General features: G+C 56.8%; 15 protein-coding genes. 12 read left to right on the top strand and 3 right to left on the bottom strand.

What is annotated here, in order from left to right; translation table 11 throughout:
- The first annotated feature begins 9 nt into the window (after positions 1 to 9).
- A complete protein-coding gene (locus CPZ01_RS14300; RefSeq protein WP_096396406.1) occupies positions 10 to 1,632 on the top strand; it encodes a transposase in 1,623 nt (540 codons plus the stop codon).
- Positions 1,633 to 1,917: 285 nt separating this feature from the next.
- On the opposite strand, the gene CPZ01_RS14295 is transcribed toward CPZ01_RS14300, so the two are convergent.
- Complete coding sequence (locus CPZ01_RS14295; protein ID WP_096396405.1) at positions 1,918 to 2,700, bottom strand: helix-turn-helix transcriptional regulator; 783 nt, start codon at positions 2,698 to 2,700, stop codon at positions 1,918 to 1,920.
- 237 nt (positions 2,701 to 2,937) lie between these two features.
- Here CPZ01_RS14295 and CPZ01_RS15245 point away from each other — a divergent pair, with 237 nt between their 5' ends.
- Both CPZ01_RS15245 and CPZ01_RS15240 read left to right on the top strand, forming a co-directional pair.
- The gene (locus CPZ01_RS15245) at positions 2,938 to 3,951 is read left to right on the top strand and encodes a hypothetical protein (protein WP_157746044.1); all 1,014 of its coding nucleotides are present in this window, start codon (positions 2,938 to 2,940) and stop codon (positions 3,949 to 3,951) included.
- A 42-nt stretch (positions 3,952 to 3,993) separates the two neighbouring features.
- Positions 3,994 to 4,386 carry a hypothetical protein gene (locus CPZ01_RS15240; RefSeq protein ID WP_157746042.1) on the top strand — a complete coding sequence of 131 codons (393 nt, stop codon included), beginning with the start codon at positions 3,994 to 3,996 and terminating at the stop codon, positions 4,384 to 4,386.
- Between the two features lie 18 nt (positions 4,387 to 4,404).
- Here CPZ01_RS15240 and CPZ01_RS15235 read toward each other — a convergent pair whose 3' ends face one another.
- Entirely contained in the window at positions 4,405 to 4,809 is a 405-nt protein-coding gene (locus CPZ01_RS15235) for a hypothetical protein (protein ID WP_157746040.1), read from the bottom strand.
- Between the two features lie 414 nt (positions 4,810 to 5,223).
- Between CPZ01_RS15235 and CPZ01_RS14290 the strand changes: the two genes are divergently transcribed.
- From CPZ01_RS14290 to CPZ01_RS14275, 4 genes are all read left to right on the top strand, one after another.
- Positions 5,224 to 6,807: a transposase gene (locus tag CPZ01_RS14290; RefSeq protein WP_096396404.1), complete on the top strand. Its 1,584-nt coding sequence runs from the start codon at positions 5,224 to 5,226 to the stop codon at positions 6,805 to 6,807.
- 502 nt (positions 6,808 to 7,309) lie between these two features.
- Entirely contained in the window at positions 7,310 to 7,891 is a 582-nt protein-coding gene (locus CPZ01_RS14285; protein WP_096396403.1) for a DUF7342 family protein, read from the top strand.
- A 3-nt stretch (positions 7,892 to 7,894) separates the two neighbouring features.
- Entirely contained in the window at positions 7,895 to 8,353 is a 459-nt protein-coding gene (locus CPZ01_RS14280) for a hypothetical protein (protein ID WP_058984796.1), read from the top strand.
- Positions 8,350 to 9,576, top strand: coding sequence for a phage integrase SAM-like domain-containing protein (locus CPZ01_RS14275; RefSeq protein ID WP_096396402.1), 1,227 nt, complete (start codon positions 8,350 to 8,352; stop codon positions 9,574 to 9,576). Before CPZ01_RS14280 ends, CPZ01_RS14275 begins: the two co-directional genes overlap by 4 nt.
- Positions 9,577 to 9,733: 157 nt before the next feature.
- Here the strand turns inward: CPZ01_RS14275 and CPZ01_RS14270 are convergent, their stop codons facing one another.
- Positions 9,734 to 10,609 carry a hypothetical protein gene (locus CPZ01_RS14270; RefSeq protein ID WP_079235334.1) on the bottom strand — a complete coding sequence of 292 codons (876 nt, stop codon included), beginning with the start codon at positions 10,607 to 10,609 and terminating at the stop codon, positions 9,734 to 9,736.
- Between the two features lie 474 nt (positions 10,610 to 11,083).
- On the opposite strand from CPZ01_RS14270, the gene CPZ01_RS14265 reads away from it, so the two are divergent.
- From CPZ01_RS14265 to CPZ01_RS14245, 5 genes are read left to right on the top strand one after another with little or no spacing between them, the layout of a single operon-like run.
- The gene (locus CPZ01_RS14265; protein ID WP_008364407.1) at positions 11,084 to 11,362 is read left to right on the top strand and encodes a hypothetical protein; all 279 of its coding nucleotides are present in this window, start codon (positions 11,084 to 11,086) and stop codon (positions 11,360 to 11,362) included.
- A gap of 6 nt (positions 11,363 to 11,368) precedes the next feature.
- Positions 11,369 to 11,788, top strand: a complete 420-nt coding sequence (locus tag CPZ01_RS14260; RefSeq protein WP_074878673.1) for a hypothetical protein — start codon at positions 11,369 to 11,371, stop codon at positions 11,786 to 11,788.
- Between the two features lie 27 nt (positions 11,789 to 11,815).
- Positions 11,816 to 13,549: a hypothetical protein gene (locus CPZ01_RS14255; RefSeq protein WP_172863989.1), complete on the top strand. Its 1,734-nt coding sequence runs from the start codon at positions 11,816 to 11,818 to the stop codon at positions 13,547 to 13,549.
- Complete coding sequence (locus CPZ01_RS14250) at positions 13,546 to 14,406, top strand: hypothetical protein (protein WP_172863988.1); 861 nt, start codon at positions 13,546 to 13,548, stop codon at positions 14,404 to 14,406. Before CPZ01_RS14255 ends, CPZ01_RS14250 begins: the two co-directional genes overlap by 4 nt.
- A gap of 2 nt (positions 14,407 to 14,408) precedes the next feature.
- Entirely contained in the window at positions 14,409 to 15,524 is a 1,116-nt protein-coding gene (locus tag CPZ01_RS14245; protein WP_074878667.1) for a hypothetical protein, read from the top strand.

Genomic DNA, 15,524 nt, shown 5'->3' with positions numbered 1-15,524 from the left:
TGAAAAACGATGTCAGAGATCTTGGACCCGCTGTCGGACCGTGCCCGCCGGCTGACCCACGCCTATAAAACCGGAATCGAGCTCAGCGAAACACTGCGAGATCGAGCGTGTCTCCGAGCTGCGGTGAGCGGCGTCACGCTCTACACAAAACATCTCCAAGACGGCTACCCGGACTGGCACCCGGCATCCGATTCGTTCCAGGGGATGCTCCGGCTGTTTATGTATCGGGAGATTACCGGCGACAGCTATCGGACTCTCGAAACGCATCAGGAGCTCGCCGAACCGTTCGGGCTAGACCACGTTCCTGACGAGTCGGTTCTCTCGCGCACTTGGCGCAAGCGCTTCGACGATGGGGTCCGCGAATACGTGACCGTCGCCGCTCACTTCGTCGTCAAAGAGGTCCACGACTACGGACCTCCTGTCCCCGTGGTGCGTCCGAAAGAGGAGGTCACTGACTCGAACCCAGAGTCGGCCGACGACGATGAGCAAACCCACTCTACAGGCACTGAGTTTTCGGACGAGCAGGTTCACCGGACGACACGCCTCGCACGGGACCACGGATTTGACGGATTCGATTCTGATCGAGCGCAGAACGCCTCCTACGAGGATACGCAGTTCTTCGAGCTACAGACGTTCATGGGGATGGTTGGTTGTGGCACTGCGCAGGGAGCTGCTCGCTTCCAGTACAGGCGTGGCGAAGAATATGGTCCACACGGGGACACGCACTTGCGGGCGGTCAAGCAATTTGAGCCGGAAGCGCTGATCGAGGGGTTCGACCGGGCCAGCGACCGACTACTCTCGGTAATCGGGGAGGAAGCCTCGTTCCGACGACCCGTGACGGCCGCGATCGACGTCACGACAGTTCCTTACTACGGCGAGGTCGAGGCGATGCCGATGGTCAGCGGTACAAAAGGTGAAGAAGAACGGGTTTTCAAGTTCGCGACGCTCTCGATTGTCGGCGAGAACATCCCGCTCGTGCTCGCTGTGGAGCCGATTCGGGAGAGCTCAGCGTGGGATAGGAATCCGCCGAATCAGGTTCACCGTGTAGTTCGGCGGCTCGTTCAACGAGCGAAAGAACACGTCCCCGTAGAGACGGTGCTTTGTGACCGGGAGTTCGATTCTAAGCGAGTCTACCAGACACTCTCGAATCTCGGCGTGAACTACCTCGTTCCCACACGGATCAATAGCACTGAGCGGGAGGTCATCGAAACAATGGATGCCGATGGACAAAACGTAGCGGTCGAATCAGCGTCCGTTCACGTCGAATCGGGAAGTCACTCGATGCAGTTTCTGTACGTGCCGTCGACGAGTGGTGAGGGGACGACTGTCTTCGCCACGAATCTCCGAGTCGGCCCCGATGAGGCCGAGTCGTTCTGTCGCCGCTACAGCCGCCGCTGGCAGATCGAAAACGAGTACAAGTCTATCAAGGGCGATTTCCTCGCGAAGACCTCCTCAAAAGACTACCGCGTCCGGCTGTTCTACTTCGTGTTCGCCGTACTCCTCTACAATATCTGGCGACTCACGGATTTCCTGCTGAAAGCGGGCGTCGATGGCGAAATGGACTATGCGCCGGTCCTGACTGCGGGTGAGTGTGTCGAGATCGTCGTTTCGGCATTGATTCCGCCCGACTGAGTGACCGATTCTCCACCGGGGTCACCGCTTGGGAGTGGCGACGCTCTGTAGGAGCACAAAAATCCGCGCAATTTCCCATGCTCGTCCGATTATCTCGTTCTGAATGAACAGGAATCGAGCGATTCGTTGGGAAATAGACCACGAACCGGCGGAGATTCGACTTGGAACTGGCCTATCCTCCGAAACTGCACTCTGCGCACAACCTCGGAGGATGGATTTCATGCGTGCCTTTTATTCAGAAGATCGTGGTCTGAATCGAGGATTGGCAGCTGATCTCTCGCCTATTTAGACGTGGCCTCGGAGGAAGACCGGGTCAGCGTCCTGTTTCACGCGTTCATACTGCTCTGTCGCCCAGTCGAGCGCTTCTGTGGTGTCGTTCACGAGGATGCCACGCACGCCTTGGTCGGTGAAGATGATAATGCCTGCCTCGGCTGAATCGACGATCCAGAGCCCGAAACTGAATGGGATCGATGCAGTGTGCAGGCTCACGTTCTCGTCATCCAGCAGTTCGTCCGTGAGTGTTGGAAACGCGGCACGGGTGCGCTCGAACACGTCTGGTGGGATGAGCAGTTCGAGCGAGTAGTTCTTACCACGACTCACGCGCTCGTAGAAGTCTTCAGCGAAGCCGGTGACGACGACAGGCGTCACAACGGAAACGACTTGTCCACCTTCGACACTGTCGAGCAGTGTTTGCATGATTGCATCTGGCATCGATGGATCGGTCTCGTGGACATCTGCTCCGATAACGAATGCGCAGTCGACTGGACTCCCGGAAGAGAGTTCGTTGAATAGTGGTGCCACCTCAGCAAGATTCTCCAAGCGTTCGAGATACGCGTTTCGTGTCCGGTAACTGCATCGTCCGAGGGGCGTGGGCTTCCACACTCCGTCTTCGTACGTGGCGAGTTCGGCGTCGGCGAGGTCACGAAGCGCGCGGTCGAGTGTGGAGCGCGACCCGTCTATTTCGTCTTCGAGGTCACACTTCGAGCGAGGTTGTTCGATGAGTGCGCGGAGGAATGGGTGACGCTCGGTGAGGACGGCGTCAAGGCAATCATCGGGTGGGCGGGGCATGTCAAGCTGTTACACACAGGATGGCCTTAATTTCTCGTATCTATTTAACAGGATAACTGTTGGTTCCCCCACGACGGAAAAACTCACGCCGTGGGGGTGGGGGTCAACTCGTGGGGGGAGGGGGTATAAACTGGGGTGGGGTCGCAACCAATGGGGGTACCCCCCGTCGCATGATGGATTCATCAGTCGGTGAGATGAATACAATAGCTGAGTGTGTGCCCAGTGTGGTGTATCCACATGCCAGATGATAACCAACGAGACCTCGAAGTCGATCAGTACCAAGACGAGTTGAGCGAAGAGTCAGACGATGGTGGCGGCTGTGCTGAAACGTGGGAAGCGCTCAACAAGTACCGACAGTCAAACGGTCCCTCAACCACACGGCGTGGTGTGCTCAAGAGTGTCGGTGCTTCTGCGGGGATTAGTGCATTCGGCGTCTCAGCAATCCGTTCTGTCGAAGCTAGGACTCCAGACAACTCGGCTCGCGAAAAGTTATCGGAGGAAAAAACGGCGAAGAAAGTGGAAGCAGCATTAGAAACGGAGGTAATGGAAACCGTCCTTTCGAAGATCCCTGGTGGACGTAATCGATTGGACAAGGATGCCGCGAATGCATTCAGGGTTGTCGCGGAATCAGGGGACAAGCAGAACACGTTCACACAAATCCTGATTCCGGTTCGGGGTGGGGAGACTGCTCTCGGGTTTGCAACGGACACCGACTCCGCAAAGGCATCCGCAGGAGTCATTCTCGAATCGGGTGAGGTAGTCCGTGCTCGCGCTGGTAAGCAGGGTAATGTAGAGTCGGTAAATCGAGAACCTGATGAGAAACATGAGCAGTCTGCTCTCAAGTCGGTTCGGAACAACGAGGATTACCAGCAGTACGTGCAGAACAACTCTGGCAGGTTCGATTTCCGTGAAGACAAAGCCGCGGTGAGCGCTTTCGAAGGGCAGGCGAAGATGTACCTGCATATCCCTGTCGTTGATCGAGAGAGTAACGATTCCGGTCCGGACAGACTAGTCACAGCTGAACTCGACAAGAGCAGCGGCGACGTCATCACCATACAAGCGAGCGCTTGGGATTGCTGGGTGAACTGTGTCGCCCTCCGAAGCACCTCGTTCTGGGGATTCTGCTGGACGGTTGGCTGTAGTCTCTGCCTCCCAGACCCGAGCAAGCTCACGTGCGTTGCGTGCTTGGCCTGTGTCGGTGTAGTAGGTGGTTCCTGTGCGCTCTCGTGCGGTATTGAGCAGATAACGTAATTCCGTCAGTTCGATTTTTAGCATTCATACAACCATTCAAATATGGAATACAATACTAGACGTATTATCAACGAAGAACTGTGGCGGAGCGTCGTCTGGATTGCAGTTGGGTTGTTCGGCTGGTCAATGATTCTTTCATCAACTGATCAGCTAGAGGCAACTGCATACACTGCTCTTGGGCTACCGCTTCTGACATGGGCGACACTTACGATTTTTATGATTACTCTTCGAGTTACTACAGGAATGGAATTAAAAGTTGAAACAGCAAGTGGAAAGTATTTGGTCTGGTTTGTAGGCTTAGTTGTGGGGGGATTCCTCGTCTTTTGGATGATTTTGGTAGAAAACCAATCATGGGGTATAAGTGTGGCATATATAGTTGGGGCTGTACTCGGTACCCTGATCTGGCGGGGTTATATTGTTCGAGCGGGACAATAACCTTGTGTTGAAAAAATCTCAGTTGGTGTTTGATGCGGATTTATTGCGCAGACCTAATCGCCAAATTCCGACACCAACTGCGACAGCACCCCCGAACCAGAGGAATATTACTGGATCTCGCCCATTAACTAGTACGTCATAGAGGATAAAGAACCCCCCAAGGACACTTCCAGTAATGAGCCAAAGCAGCTGGCTGTTTTCAGTCTTCGCCTTCAATTCTAACCCAGTAGTGACTCGGATACCAACCATCACCGCCGTCAATACCGCCCACGTCAGTATTGGAAGTCCGAGTGCGGTTAGCGCACTTGCCTGAATGAGATCAGTAGATGCAATAATCATCGACCAGCCAAACAGGCCAATCGCTATCCAGACGGCGCTCCGCCACAGTTCCTCGGTGACAATTTGCCGGGTTGCTGTTTTCATGTATAACAAGATACGATTTCCAGGCTAATAACGATATCTTCGTCTAACGGAGCTACCATATCAGAGGCACTGTCTAGTTATTTGACTTCGCACGTTAGGCGAACAGCTCTTCAATTTCCTGTATCAGCTGGCCTACGTTCTGGTGTTCACTGTTGAGTGCCCACGAGAGAAGGTTCTGAACGCTTGACCTCGTTCCGAAGCGAACTTACTCGTGAAATCACCGCTCTCATAGCGCTATCTGCGATCCCGAGCTTAGGGAGGGTGTAGTCCAGCATCAGCAGGTGCCTGTACCGACTGGCACCTGCAGAACGTCGGGGCTGGTCTCGATAAGTCCTTCAAAATTTGCTTTACATCCTGTTTTGAAGCGCTCACATGGAGAGTTCTGACGGGACAAACAGAAGAGAGAGTCCTCGAATGCGCTATCTGTGCGAAGCGTATCAACTCGGGATAGCTATCCGAAACGATCTCCATGATACCGACCTTGCCACCGCGTTTGAGAATATCGACCACTCGATTGATGCCATCGAAGACGGGTATCCAGCGTGGCATCCTGCCCCGCTCTCCTTTCGCGCGATGGTTCTCGCGTTCATTTTCATGGAGATTACAGGGGTGTCGTACGCCGCATTCACGCGACGACTAACGCGACAACCGGAAGTCGCCACTCTCCTCGGATTCAGTCGTGTCCCCGATGAATCGGCATTCTCGCGGGCGTGGCGGAACCGATTCGACGACGCTGTCCACGAATACGTGCAGACCGCCGCCCACTTCGTCGTCAAAGAGGTCCACGATTTCGACATCTCTGCACCCGAAGTGCGCCCCAAGGCAGAGATCGTCGACGATACTCAAGAAGACGCGGACTCCGCGGAGGATGAATCGTTCTCGCAGGACGAGATCGTCCAGACGACGCGGCTTGCCCGTGATCACGCTTTTGACCACTTCGAGTCAGACCGGGCCGCGAACGCCTCCTACGAGGACACGCGGTTCTTTGAGTTGCAGACCTACATGGGAATGGTCAGCTGTGGCACCGCCCAGGGGGCCGCTCGCTTCCAGTATCGACGAGGCGCGGAGTACGGACCCCATGGAGATACCCACCTCCGCGCTGTCAAGCAATTCGAACCTCAAGAACTTGTGGATGGATTTAATGAGTTGACGGATCGTTTGCTCTCAGTTATCGCCTCTGAAGCGTCGTTCCGTCGGCCTGTTACTGCCGCCATCGATATCACGACTGTTCCCTACTATGGGGATGTTGAGGAGATGCCGATGGTGAGCGGGACGAAAGATGGGGAGGGTCGAGCGTTCAAATTTGCGACCCTCTCGATCATTGGGCGGAATATCCCCCTTGTTCTGGCAGTCGAGCCAGTGTGTGAGAGTTCAGCGTGGGATGAGAACCCGCCGAACCAGATTCATCGCGTCGTACGCAGACTCGTTCAGCGCGCGAAAGAGCACGTCCCCATCGAGACGGTGCTTTGCGACCGCGAGTTCGATTCTATGCGCGTGTTGCAGACGCTCTCGAACCTAAATGTGAACTACCTCATCCCGAAACGGATCACCAGCTCCGAACGCGATGTGATAGAGCAGATGGACGAGGATGACCAAGAGGTAGCTGTGGAGTCGGCCTCCGTTCACGTCGAGGCTGGCTCACATCCGATGCGGTTTCTGTACGTGCCGTCGACGAGCGGCGAGGGGACAACCGTGTTCGCGACGAATCTCCGAGTCGGCCCCGATGAAGCCGAGACGTTCTGTCGGCGCTACAGCCGTCGCTGGCAGATCGAGAACGAGTACAAGAGCATCAAGAACGACTTCTTGGCGAAGACCTCCTCGAAGGACTACCGCGTTCGCTTGTTCTACTTCGTGTTCGCCGTACTTCTCTACAACATCTGGCGACTCACGGACTCCCTGCTGAAAGCGGGTGTCAACGGCGAGATGAACTACGCACCCGTGCTGACCGCGGGTGAGTGTGTCGAGATAATCGCCTCGGCGTTGATACCACCCGACTGAGCGACCGATTCCCCACCGGGCTCGCCGCTCGGGAGTGGTGACACCGTTCAGCAGCGCCAGAATCCGCGTAAGTTCCCAGCTCGCTTGATGGACATGCCCGCTAAGGTCCAAAGTCGACGCTTGATAAGTGGGAAGTATCACAAACCGACGGCGATTCAACCCAGAACTGACCTATCCTCCGAAACTGTGATCTGCGCGAGGCGTAAAATTTTGTATAGCGATATACGATATACATTCTACTGTATTACGGATTTACGGCGTTAAGAGACTCTAGACCTCCGAATTCTCCCGATGAGCCAAATACTACAAGTGGTCCTGATTACGCCGGTAATCACGACCACTTTGAAGTACCACGCCGCCGTCGGTGAAGCACGAATGCTGCAACCGCCTCACGACGGCGCTTCCCCGGGGTAGAGCCGACAAGACCGGGCTCCGAGTTTGCTATGACTCTCCTCAGCCGGGGTCGAGGCGATGGCGAAGAAACGCACTCAATATAGAACTAATGACCTCAACCTATATTAAGACAAAGCGCGAACGGTGTTGTATGTCCGAAGACGAACCGAACTCCGAGGGCCTAATGGAACGCCAGACCACGGGCGAAGACCGCGTGAGGATGACCGCCCGGCAGCTTTCGGAGCCTCAGACGGCCAACTGGATCGCCTCGGAAGCGGGCTGGTCACACGAGCCGACCAAACGCGTCCTCGATCGGCTCGTCGACGATGGCATCCTCCACCGTGACGAAAGCGGGACTCACACCACGTATTACCCAGATTATCGCCGCCAAGCGATGCAGGAGGCGATGCGGCTTCGAGACAGTGGGCACACTGTCGAGGAGCTTACGGACCGTCTCGCCGATATGAAGACGCAGATTCGCGACTGGGAGGGCGAATTCGGCGTCGAGTCACCGAATCAGCTTCGCGGAACGCTCGCTGACGAGTCCCTTGACGGTGACGAGGAAGACCGTCGCCGTGAGATTGCCCGCGAGTGGGAGCACCTTCAGCGTCGTATCCAGATCGTTGGCTTCGCCATTCGCGAGTGGGACTTCCTGGCTCCGACGACAGAGCCTGCCGAGGCCAGCAGCTAACGGATGTCGGTCCCGCATCCAGGTGGTGACCCGAACGCGAACCTCTACGCCCAATTGAAGCGGGACGTCCTCGACCGTGTCCCCCAGATCACGGCCGTCGAGTACGTTCCTGACGATATCGAGGCCAAGCAGCTGCGGGCGGTTTTTGATCCAGCCCGCCTTAATCCCCCAACGGGCCCTGATTCGCCGGAACTGACCGTCAAGTGGTATCGACAGGACCCTCACGACTGGTTCCGTATCAACTACACCGATCCGAACACGGGCTTTCACGCCGGCTGGCACCAGGACGAGGACCATCCCGATCTCGGACGGGCGCATTTCCAGTACTCTGCCGCCAATACGGAGGACCGCTGGGGGATCACATTTGAATACGAGACTCCTTCCCTGATCCTCTGGGAAATCGTCGAAACGCTCTTCGAGGACGTCCGTCCGACTTACCAGTACGCGAACGAGGAACGATGACACCTCGAGAACGCACTAATCAGTCACTCGCGAGTTCCTTCGAGCGCTACCTCCAGGACAAGGGGAAAGGCCGCGGCGGCGACGGTGGGAACTATCGACGTAACGCTGCACGCGAGCTTGAACGGTTCGCCGAGTGGACCGCCGGCGACCGCGGCGCCGACGACTGGACCGGGATCGTCTCCGACGACGTCGACCGCAAACCGACCTTCGACGATCTCGACGAACGCGTGTTCCGGGAGTACGCCCGACATCTCGGTGGAGATCGGGGACTCAAGCAGAACACGGTACAAACCTATTACCGCTATATCTCTGCCTGGTGTGGGTGGTGTGTCAACGAAGGGTATCTCGAGGCGCATTACGCGCAGCGGGCGAGTGCGATGGCGCCGTTACCGGAGGACGACGGCCGCAAGCCCGGCGACCAGCAGGCCTGGACGTCTGAACAGCGCCACGCTCTCACCCGCCACGTCGACGAACGGGCCCGCGACGCTGTCGAGGCGTACACGACACTCCCAGAGGATACTGACCCCCTCGACAAGCAGCGAGCGCGCTACGTAGCGCTGAAGGCGACTCGTGACCGGGCTCTGGTGTTCGTCCTCGCGTACACCGCTGTCCGCGTTGGCGAACTCCTCCGAGATCCAAACGACCCGCGCCGGCGCGGCGTCCGCTGGGAGGATCTCTCCCTCGACGACGGGAGTATGGACGTCTACCGGAAGAAACAGCAGTGGGACGCCGCGAGTCTCCCCGATCCAGTGATTTCTCCGCTGCGAAGCTATCGCCAGCTGATGGACCCGCCGACGGAGCAGTGGCCGGTGTTTCCGACGTTCGACCAACGGACGCTCGCAGAGCTCGTCCAGGATGACCTCGCCGATCGAGGGGAACGCCCAGAAGCAATCACTGAACGCCGTGCGGAGTACGCTCGCGACCTGCTGCTGGCGCTCGATGAGGACATTCGGCCTCCATCGATCACGACGGACGGCGCACGGTCGATTCTCCAACGGCTCTCAGAGGCTGCAGAGATCGACATCGACCATCCGAAACACGACTATCTCGCGCCCCACGGTGGTCGACGTGGAATGGGCGAGGTGCTAGTCCGCGCGTTCGGGTACACTGTTGCGGCTCGCTATCTCGATAACTCGGAGGAGATGGTTCGTGAACGGTATTCGCATATTGAAGCCGGTGAATTGGGTGATGTCGCAACTGAAGCACTCGAACAGATCGATTGACGCAAGCGTTTATACGGGAGGAGAACCTAGATTAGGTTAACCAATGAGCCTTGACCAAGCGGTTGACGAAGCGCTCGCGACGTACAATATGTCGCGCAGCGAAGAGGCCGAGGAAACGGGCCGAACAGTCGCCACGCTTCAAGACTAGTAGAACCGCTTAGTTGAGGTCTCGGATTTTTTCGGCGAATTCTGCTTTCGAGAGGCCAGACGTCTCTTTTAGCTCCGGATAGCCGGCACGTTCGACAGCCTCCTCAACAAACGTTACCCAGAGATCTTCGTGCTTCTCCGCGTAGGCGATTTTCGCCTCACTTGGGTACATATCCAACTCGTATTCAGTCAGATCGATCTCGACTGCGTGTTTTCGCTCAAGCGTCCGCGCACCGAAGCTATACAGGTGCTTGAAGAGGACGTTCTTCCGTCGAACGGTCAACAGTCGCTTCGATTCGTTGATGTACTCGTTCACCCACTCTCGCCAGTCGTAGGATTCTGGATCGGTCTCTACAGAGGTTTCCGGCATAGCGAAATCCGGATTCAGTCGCCGGAGGTAGAACTGAATCAGCGCAACAGCGGTTCGATGGTTGGCATTTGGAAGCGCGTGCTTGAGGATCAGGTTCGAGGCGAGTCGGCCCGCTACGTCTGTTGCTGATCCTTCCCACGACGTCCGGTCGAGAACGTCCGGCAGTGCATCGACGTCGATATTCTTGTACGCCTCAACGGGAGTTCCCTCTTCTTCTTCGTTCTGAGCGATAAGTGCGCGGTAAATCTCGAGAAGACGAACGATGATGGTACTGTTGTCGGCACTCATCTCTGAGAGCGACTCGTTCAGGTTAAAATCAATCTCTTGAACAGGCCCACCGCCGACGCGGGATGTGTAGATGACGTAGAACGGTTCGTCGATATCGTATTTCTGGACCTTCACAGCGACGTCGTCGCCGTAGTCGACGATCTTCGAGACGATTTTGGCAGGAGCTGGATGGACGAAGTCAAGGGAGAACTGCTTGTCGCCGGGGTGGTGGTAGTAGACGTGGCCCATCTGCGTGCGTATTACTACTCATCTGTGCTTCTTAATCAAGTTCACGAGCGAGATTCTCTTCGAAAAGTCGGTGGACTGCTTTTTTATACTGCTAAGCATGCCGAATACCTATTTCTCCAGTTATGGCCGTCCGTGGTCTGAATTCAGGTGTCTCATTCGTGCGTCTCTCGACGTTGTTCATGTTCATCGTGAGTCAGTTCTCCGCGGGCGTAGGCGAGAAGGGGCTCCTCGACGACGGAAACGGCGAGGTTGTAGAGCTCGAGTAAGCGAGCTGATTCTCATTCTTAACCAACAGATGCCCAACTTTCTCAGTGGATGTTGGTTAAGACTTTTTCTACTAGGTCAACAAGTGATTTGGTTATAATTTATCGGATAAATTTGCACCACTTGGCAGCCAGAAAGCATTTATTCCTCATCCAGCTACCGTGCCAATATGTACCGGGACTCAGCCGGTGCATACCCATACCCGCATGTATGATTACGAGGTCAGTCACCATCGAGGACATCGATGACCTGTACCTGATGTGGAACGACCACATCAACGCCTCCGCCCTCTATCGCCGCGCCCTCCGCGAGGAAATGGAAGTCCGCGGTGTTGACCCCGATGAGCTCCGCGACCTCCTCGAACGGGCCCGCGAGCAGGGCTACACCCTCGAAGAGATCGCAGAGGACACCAACCGATTCGACGACCTCCAGTCGCTCGTCGAAGAGCAGCAGAACCAGCCAACGGCTGGAGACGCCACCGATGATTGACCCGCTATGTCACAGGACCAGACTCCCTCCGACCCTGAGCGTAGCACTGACACCGAGTCACCGCTGACTGGGAAAATCCCTCGGCAGGCAGCGCTCACCATCGTCCTCCTGAGCCTGTTTGCCGTTCAACCGGTTGCAGCCCAGAGTAACGCGGTCTGTAGCGCAGACAACCTCCCGAGTATGATTGAGGGGTTCTTCCAGCTGACCACCGCGCTGGGGATCGTCGGCCTCGCAATCGTTTGGCAGGCTGACTCCCTTATCGAGATGTTCACCCTCAATCCCGAGCAGAAGAAGGGGCTCAAGCGCCACAAGCGTTCGGCGATGAAGTCCGCGGTCGTCCTCGTCGTCCTCGGCCCGCTCTACACCGTCGCCGGGTCAATGATGGGCCTCCCGCTGGCGCAGTGCGTCGACCTCGTCCCCTGGTAAGCACTCCACAGCACCGTTGCGAGCCCTATGAACCACCGAGAGCTCTCCGTGCTCATGGCCGGCTTGCTCGCGACGAGCCTAGTCACGGGTATCGTCGCCGCTGACCCGCCACGACCAGGTACGGAGGGGAATGGGCTCACGGAAAACGAGTCGGCAACGCTGTGGTCACGTGATGCGGACAACTACATCAGCCAAGAAGAGTACCGCCAGCGCTACGGCGAGAACCGCTCCGCCGTCCATCAGGTCGCCAACGGGACGGACGTTACGTTCAAACGACCGCCGGCGACTGCGGCGACGTGGACGCGGAACGACTTTGAGGACCTCGACGCCGGCGGCCCAGATACGTCCGTACATCCGCCGCACGCGGACCTTGAGGACGGCGTCTTCATCGAAGATGCTCACGCAACGATCTTCGCGGTCCAGCCCTCCACTCGTGGACACCTCGAGTCCGGTGAAACCCCACTCTATATCGCACCGAATGGGACGATGCGCGGGTTCGTTGATTACCGCGTTCGCGTCCCCAACGGGAGTTCCTCCGGCAACACAACTATCTCATGGTCGCTCACGGAGCACGAGATCGAAGAAGTCCGGTTGAAGAAGGACGGCGAGACCATCGCCGAGCGTGACGGAGCCCATACGCCTGTCCTCGACTACCAGATCGAGGACGACTGGAGTGCGAATCTCACGCTGGAAGCGGAGATTAGCGTCCGGCTGAAGAAAACCGTCAGGACCGACCTGGGTGACCGGACGGACGTCGACGTCACCTATCGGACGGAATCACACAACGTCTCCGATTCGATCGCCGTCGAGATCTACGACCTCTCGGCGTACCCCTACTACGCCGAGTATCCGAACGGCGAAGCCGGCGTGGCCATCTTCCAGTCGCGGCCGTGGCAGGGGTACACGCTCACGGAGGACGGTGAGGCACGGGTCCGTGGCATCTGGCGGTTCTACACCGCTCGGAACACCAACTGGGACACGCTCGTCCGGTCGAATCGCACGGATAGCGCCACCGTCGAGTCGGACGCGATTCCGGTGTACGTCCACGCCTATCCCTCGCGGATCGGGCCGCGTGCCGAGCCGGTTCGAGACGGGCCGGAACTCATCGAGACCTGGGGGACTGACCGCCCGTCTCCGGTCGGCACCATCGGTGAGAACATCAATATCGACATCGTCAACCAATCGTACACGACGACGTACGGCGTCGCCGTTCGAGCTGAGAACGTCGATCGAGAGGCGCTCCATGTTGCGGGAATCGTCCGGGGCGTGAATGCGTCAATCGTCGAGTCGGATGCCGGCTCCGAGCGACAACTCCACCGCAGCAATCTTACTGTTAAGGTTATCCAGCAGAATCAGTCGCAAGCGACGCTCAGGGTCGAACTGCGGGACAATCAAACTGGTGCGCCGATTGCGCTTGACGATAGCCGTCAGTATCCAATCGGCGGCACCACCCGGAACGGGTACATCACGGTCGCAGATCAGCGCGTCGAGACCAACGCCTCGGGGGTGGCGATCGTGACCATCGACGAACCGGGCATCTACACGGCTCGGTACCACTCTGGCTCGTGGCTCGGTCACGACCCGGCGTACGTGAGTGATACCGCGACGGCCCGCTGGCACCCTCTAGGAACGATCGACGGCTGGTTTGCGCTGGTGTTCGAGGTCGGCTGGCAGCTCCTGCCGTTCTTCGTGATGTTCTACGCTGGCAAGCGCCTCCTGCGGATGCTCGGTCCAGCAGACATCTTCCAACGCAATTCATGACACGAGATACCCCACCCATCAGTAGGCGAACCGCCCTCCGAACAGTCGCCGGCGCCGCACTCACAACCCTTGCTGGGTGTATGAATACAAATGAGAGCTCCGGAACACCCAGTAATGGGTCTCCATCTCAAAATGACCAAGGTCCACTTCAGCGCGTTGCTGTTGATGGGACAACGGTCGTGGTGGAACTCTCGGAAGACACCGATGTCAGCCAAGTCAATCTCATCCAGCCGAATGGAGAATTGTTCGGTCAACGTGACGTAGCGACAGGAGCACAGCAGGTTTCGTTTGAGATTGGAACGTCATACGCTCCAGGCGAGTATCGCGTTCTCGCACTAGAGGGCGAAGAAACTGTGCAAGAGTCCGCTCTGTCCGTTCAGCCGAATCTTAGCATCGTGGAGATGGGGATCGGGAAGAATCAGCCTGAAAAGATGTGGAATAGCTCGAGTGATAAAATCTCAAAAGAGGCCTTCGTATCTGTTGAAAACCAAGGGAATGGCCCGGATGCGATCACGCAGCTCCTCTTTATTGGAGATGTTCCATATCCCTCGGATGAGGAAGGGACGAACTATGATGAAAACGATGATGTCAGTGGCATATACGATCCAGAAGAAGATACAGAGGTTGACGAGGTAGTCATAGAACCGGGAGAGCAGCTCACACTGTACAGTTACCGTTCACCGTTTGCGTTCGTTCGAGGTGAGGGGACTTCGTGTGAGAGCGAAGAACAAACCGGGAGCTTCGAAGTCATTATAGAAACACGAGTGGGGACAAACCGAGTTTCCAATACTTACAGTATCCACTACTCCGCGTCAGAGGAATTCGATAATTGCGAGATTACGATTAGTGAGGACTAACTATGGTGGACCTGATTGATGTCGTCCTAGAGGGGTTCAAAGACGTCGTCGATTGGGTGATCTCCCTCTTCATGGAGGGATTGAACACTGGTTATGAAACCCTCACTGAGGAGATGTTCGGGACTCCAACGCCCGAAACCGACGGTGCATTTGTCTTTGGTGCGCCAACAAACGGACCCTGGCCTGCAATTCGGGATGCGTTGGTCGGAGGTGAGATTATGCTCATCTCATTACTCCTTCTGGTGATGTGTATTCAAGGGCGACACACAGTTCGGATATTCAATATCGGAAGTGTATACGAAGCGAGACGGACAAAGAAGACTGCGTGGGTTGGCGCGTTTCTTATCATCAGCTGGTACTGGGTCAGTGTTCTTGGTCTCTACATCGTCGACGGGTTCACCATCGCATTGATGCCGAGTCTCGAAACCCTGGGTGATGCGATGCTGAATTTTCTCAAAGAATCTCTGACCAATCCCGGGCTTGCATTCGTGTTCGCAATTGTTGGTGGCCTCTCGATGTGGGCACTTGAGGCCCTCTACTATATTCGAGAGGTATTGCTTTACGTGTATGTCTACGGGATGCCGATAGCGTTTGCTCTCGCCTATGGTAATGTCCCAGTCCTTTCGGACATCGCGATGGGATTCTCCAAGCGGTTTGTTCCTTTGGCGGTTCTACCCCTCCCAGCAGCAGTCGTGTTCAAAGGATACGATTTGCTGTATTCGGAAGGGGCCCTCACGCCAAATAGTGCGTTTCTGAAGTACCTGGTTGCCGCGTCACTGCCGCTTATCGCGCTCTATATCACTTGGAAGACGTTCAAATACGCAACCCCGCTGACGGCGAAAGTTATCGGCGGCGCCACCAAGGGCGCAGCCCTCATCGGCGGCGTAGCTGCCGGTGCGTATGTTGGGGGTGCCGGCGTCGCGACAACCGCTGCTCGGTGGGGGCCGAAAGCCGCAGCCGGCCATGCCGTTGCACAGAAAGCTGCGGCCCAAGGCGGTCATGGTGAGGGTGGAGATAGTACGCCCTCATACCGACGGACCGAGAACGACCCTGGTGGTACTACGTCGGATACAGCGGGTGAGGAACGCGGAATGGACTTTGATAGAGGTATCCACTAA

Source organism: Halorubrum trapanicum, from assembly GCF_002355655.1.
GTDB lineage: Archaea > Halobacteriota > Halobacteria > Halobacteriales > Haloferacaceae > Halorubrum > Halorubrum trapanicum_A.
Note: the sequence above shows the minus strand (reverse complement) of the source record. Positions and strands in the feature narration are given on the sequence as shown.